The sequence below is a fragment of the Solihabitans fulvus genome (genome assembly GCF_008386585.1).
Classification (GTDB): Bacteria; Actinomycetota; Actinomycetes; order Mycobacteriales; family Pseudonocardiaceae; genus Solihabitans; species Solihabitans fulvus.
Genome location: NZ_VUOB01000117.1, coordinates 1 through 3120 on the forward strand (window position 1 = coordinate 1; position 3120 = coordinate 3120).

Sequence of the window (3120 nt, forward strand, 5' to 3'; positions counted from 1 at the left end):
CGAGCGGATCGAGGGCAAGGCCACGGCGCACGAGACGCCGATCGGCTGGGTTCCCAAGGCAAACGCGCTGGATCTGTCCGATTTGGACATTCCAGTCGAGGACGTCGAGGCCGCCCTGAAGTTCGACGCGGCCGAGTGGCTGGCCGAGATCCCGCTCATCGAGGAGTGGTTCGACAAGATCGGCGACAAGCTCCCCAGCTCGCTGCGCGACGAACTCGAGGCGCTCAAGCACCGCCTGGGCTGACAAACGGATCGACCAGGTGTGGGCTCGACTGACCGCCGAGCCCACACCTCCCGTTCACCTCTGGGCCGGCACAGGGCGGCGCTGAGGATCGGCGCGGGCCGCGGTCGCCCCGCCGGGCGACGGGAGGAGGAAGGGGAGACGCTCCAGCCGAGCGACCACGGCCTATCCGGCCCGCGACCGCGGGGACCGGCGGCGTCGCGACGCAGCCGGCTGGGGCGCGCGCAGGCCTTCCAGCATCTCAATGTGGCCGGTCAGCACGGTGGACAGGATGGAGCGCGCCACCGTGAGCAGCTCGGCGACCTGAGGATCGGTCAACGTGTAGTAGACGGTGGTGCCCTCCCGCCGCGAGGTCACCAGTCCGGCGCGGCGCAGCACCGCCAGGTGCTGGGACAGGTTGGCCGCCTCCATCCCGACTTCGGGCAGCATCTCGGCGACTGCGTGCTCGCGCAGGGACAGCAGTTCCAGCACCCGGATGCGGGCCGGATGCCCCAGGGTCTTGAAGAACTCGGCTTTGAGCTGGTACAGCGGCCTGGTCATGCCCCCGATCCTCCCTCATCCGCGCCGGACAGCAGACCAGCGCGGTGCAGCCGGTCGCGGGCGTGCGCGATCGCGGCGGGCGTCGTGGCGAACACGCGACCGTCCTCGCGTAGCCTGTCGATCACGCCGAGCGCGTCCAGAGCACGCTCGTGACCTGGGCGGACACCGGAGACCAGCACGGTGATACCCCGCTGCTCGAGCCGTTCGATCGCGTCACGCAGGACCAGGGCGCCGGTGCCGTCGATCGCCGACACCCGAGACATCCGCAGAATCACCACCCGAACGTCGGCCACCTCGGTCAGCTCGAGCAGGAACCGGTGCGCGGCGGCGAACAACAGCGGCCCGTCCAGGCGATAGGCCACGATGTGCTCGGCCAGCAGCGCCCGTTCCTCCTCACGGTGGTCACCCATGTCCAGGGGCACTTCCTGGACGCGGGCGGCGCGGGCGACCGCCCGCAGCGCCAGCGCCCCGGCCACGACCAGCCCGACGATGACGGCGGTGACCAGGTCCAGGGCCAGCGTCGCCACGGCGGTCAACGCCAGCACGAGCGCGTCGCCGCGCCCCGCGCGGGCCAGCGCGCGCACCGACCCGACCTCGATCATCCGGATCGCCGTGGCCAGCAGCACCCCGGCCAGCGCGGCCAAGGGGACCCGTGCGACCAGGGGAGCGGCGGCGAGCACGATCACCGCCAGCACGATCGCGTGGGTGAACGCGGCCAGCCGGGACCGGGCGCCGGAGCGGACGTTGACCGCGGTGCGGGCGATCGCCGCGGTCGCCGGAACCCCGCCGAACAACGGCGTGACCACGTTGGCAAGGCCCTGCCCGAACAGTTCCCGGTCGGGGTCGTGGCGCTCGCTGACGCTCATCGCGTCGGCCACCGTGGCCGACAACAGGCTCTCCAACGCCGCCAGCGCCGCCACGGCCACCGCCGAGGGCAGCAGCGTGCCCAGGTCCGCCAGATGCAGGAAACCCAGGGACGGGGCGGGCAGGGTGGCCGGCAGCGCCCCGATGCGGGCCGCCGGCAACGAGGTGACCTCCGCGACGATCGTCGCGGCCGCCACGGCCAGCAGCGAGAACGGGACCGCCGGCCGCCACCGCGCCCCGACCAACATCACCACCGCCACACCCACTGCCAGCGCGATCGCCGGCCAGTTCGGGTGAGCGACGAAGGCGGCCACGGCGCGGGCGGCCACCACCACGACCTTCTCACCCTCGGGCGTGGGCACCCCGAGTGCTGCGGGGATCTGCTGCAAGGCGATCACACCGGCGATGCCCAGCGTGAAGCCCTCCACCACTGGCGCCGGCACATACCGCATGTACCGGCCGGCCCGCGCCAGCGCCAGCAGCATCAGCAGCAGCCCGGCCGTCAGGCCCACGGTGAGCACCCCGCCGGCGCCGTAGGCGTGCACGATCGGCACCAACACCACGGTCATCGCCCCGGTAGGCCCGGACACCTGAAGGTTCGACCCGCCGAAGACCGCAGCCACCGCCCCGGCCACGATCGCGGTCACCAGACCCGCCGCCGCACCCAGCCCCGAAGACACACCGAAGCCCAACGCCAGCGGCAACGCCACGATCGCCACGGTCACCCCGGCGACCAGGTCCCGCCGAGGCGACCGGCGCACCGAGTCCCAGTCCGCCCGCGACGGCAACAACGCCCTCACGCGCGCCAGAGCGGAACGCCGCCGGCCCGTCACCGGTGCGACGCTCATCGGGCCCGCTCGCCGTTGGCCGACGCGGCCTGTCCGGTGGCCGGGGTCAGGCGCACGCCGTGCTCGGCGGCCAGGCGCGCCAGGTTGGCAAGGTCCGCGGCGTGCACCTGCACCCGGTAGTCGTCGCCGGCCTCGGCAGCGGCCTGCTCCGCCTCGCGGTCCTGCCGCGTCCGCGCGCGCAGACTGGCCACGAAGTCACCCACGATCGTCCCCTCAACCACACTCGGCAGCTCCAGTCTTGGAATATAGTTAATTTCGCAACTAGGTAACTAGTGGACGAGCCATGGAGTGCATCACACTTGTGGCAGACCGAGACGCAACGCCCGCCCACCGTTCGCTCTAGCCAGCCCCACTGCGCCTGGCGCCAACGCCCATCGCCGATCCAGACCGAATCTGGGCATACGCCGACACGACCGGCTCGGTGGCGTCCTCCACGAATACCTGATACCTGCATGTCGCCTGAGCTGCACTGACGAGGTTATCGGCAGGCGCCGTGTCGGATCGGTGTGGTGGTCCGCTGCCAGGCGGCCCGCCGTAGCAGGCGCAGGCCGTTCAGGCCGACGATGGCGGTGGAGCCTTCGTGCCCGGCCACGCCCAGCGCCAGCGGAAGGTGCCCTACGAGGGCCC

General features: G+C 72.1%; 4 protein-coding genes. 1 reads left to right on the forward strand and 3 read right to left on the reverse strand.

Annotation, left to right across the window (positions count from 1 at the left end):
• Nucleotides 1-244 (forward strand): phosphoenolpyruvate carboxykinase domain-containing protein (locus F0L68_RS40330; RefSeq protein WP_149855199.1); only part of this gene is annotated, 244 nt, incomplete at its 5' end.
• A 162-nt stretch (nt 245-406) separates the two neighbouring features.
• On the opposite strand, the gene F0L68_RS40335 is transcribed toward F0L68_RS40330, so the two are convergent.
• From F0L68_RS40335 to F0L68_RS40345, 3 genes are read right to left on the reverse strand one after another with little or no spacing between them, the layout of a single operon-like run.
• A complete protein-coding gene (locus F0L68_RS40335; RefSeq protein WP_149855200.1) occupies nt 407-781 on the reverse strand; it encodes an ArsR/SmtB family transcription factor in 375 nt (124 codons plus the stop codon).
• Nucleotides 778-2493, reverse strand: a complete 1716-nt coding sequence (locus F0L68_RS40340; RefSeq protein WP_149855201.1) for a SulP family inorganic anion transporter — start codon at nt 2491-2493, stop codon at nt 778-780. The genes F0L68_RS40335 and F0L68_RS40340 overlap by 4 nt, the downstream gene beginning before the upstream one ends.
• Entirely contained in the window at nt 2490-2696 is a 207-nt protein-coding gene (locus F0L68_RS40345) for a hypothetical protein (RefSeq protein WP_149855202.1), read from the reverse strand. Before F0L68_RS40345 ends, F0L68_RS40340 begins: the two co-directional genes overlap by 4 nt.
• Nucleotides 2697-3120 lie beyond the last annotated feature (424 nt).

Coding starts and splice junctions, on each gene's coding strand:
- F0L68_RS40335 (WP_149855200.1), bottom strand. CDS start 781: ATGACCAGGCCGCTGTACCAGCTCAAAGCCGAGTTCTTCAAGACCCTG.
- F0L68_RS40340 (WP_149855201.1), bottom strand. CDS start 2,493: ATGAGCGTCGCACCGGTGACGGGCCGGCGGCGTTCCGCTCTGGCGCGC.